The organism is Rhizobacter sp. P3_B12 (assembly GCF_056402895.1).
The window spans coordinates 1-1,264 of the sequence record NZ_JBFUGN010001371.1 but is presented as its reverse complement, the minus strand read 5'-3'; the positions used below and the strand labels follow the sequence as shown (position 1 = coordinate 1,264).

The following is a 1,264-nucleotide window of genomic DNA, read 5'->3' as shown; positions in this document are numbered from 1 at the left end:
GGCCTGGTGAGCCGGCGCTGAGCTGCCGCACGATCAACTGGCAGCGCGGCGACATCATCCGGCTGCAGGCCCAGCCCTTCAAGCAGATCCACGTCGCGCTGCCGGAGGCCGGCATCGACGTGATCATGGGCGACAAGGAGCTGTGGGCGCTCGACTGGATCAACAGCCGCATCTTCATCAAGCCGACCAGCCGCTCCAGCGAGGGCCGCTCCACCACCATCTCGGCGATCGGCCAGAGCGGCAACGCCTACGAGTTCCTGGTGACGCGCGTGCCGGAGAACCTGGAGATCTCGCATTGCGTCTACATCCAGGCCGACCCCGGTCTGATCTCGCGCGGCGCGTGGGCGCGCGCCGGCGAGCAGCGCAGCGACGGCTCGTATGCCTCGGACGCGCGGCAGGAGGTCAGCGCGCTGCGCGAGCGCAACGCCGGGCTCGAGCGCCAGGCGCGCGACTCGATGAAGGCCTACCGCAAGAAGCTCAACAGCAACTACGGCTGGGAGACCGGGCTGTTCTCGCGCTGGACGGCCGGCGAGATCGAATCGGTCTACGACGACGGCCGCTTCACCTACGTGCGCATGAAGGAAGGCGCACAGGGGCTCGCGTCGATCATGGCCGAGCTCGACGGCAAGGCGGTGCTGCTCGACTACGCGTACGACGAGCCGACCCGCACCTACCAGATCAGCGGGCTGTTCCCGAAGTTCACGCTGTACTCGGGCAAGCAGACGCTCAGCATCACCCGCAAGGGTGAACGGGAGTCCTGAGATGAGCCAGCCCACCCCTCACAACCCGCCGGCCGGCGCCGCAGCGCAACCCTTCGCCGACAGCCTGCCGCCGACCCAGCCGCCCGGCGCCGACGAGCAGGTCTCGCAGCACGGCAAGCGCGTCGTGATCGTCGGCGCGGTGCTCGGCGGTCTGATCGTCGGCGGCCTGCTGGTCGATTCGCTGCGCAGCCCGCCGAAGCCGGCCGCGCCGCCGGTGGCCGATGCCGGCAAGGCGCCGCCGCAGGACCCGTTCGTCGACTTCGAGGCCAAGCAGCGCGTCGAGGCGGCGCGGCTCGAGACCGAGCGGCAGAAGAAGCTCGCGCTGGAGCGCGCGCGTGCCGAGGCGCAGCGCGAGGCACCGCCACCGTCGGCCGCCGCACCGCGCTCGCCCGAGCAGGACCTGCGGGAGACCGCGCGCATGGAAGACCTGAAGCGTTCGCTGGCCGCGGTGAGCTCGCACGAGATGCTGGTGTCGAACCCGCGTGGTCCGCGCGATCCGAAGG

The 1,264-nt window shown here is 70.6% G+C and carries 2 protein-coding genes; both read left to right on the top strand.

The annotated features are described in order from the left end of the window. Window positions 1-761, top strand: a 761-nt coding sequence (locus tag AC1D01_RS35325) for a TrbG/VirB9 family P-type conjugative transfer protein (protein WP_477874272.1), incomplete at its 5' end; no start/stop codon positions are given. Window position 762: 1 nt separating this feature from the next. Beyond that, a partial coding sequence (locus AC1D01_RS35320; RefSeq protein WP_477874270.1) for a hypothetical protein occupies window positions 763-1,264 on the top strand: 502 nt, incomplete at its 3' end.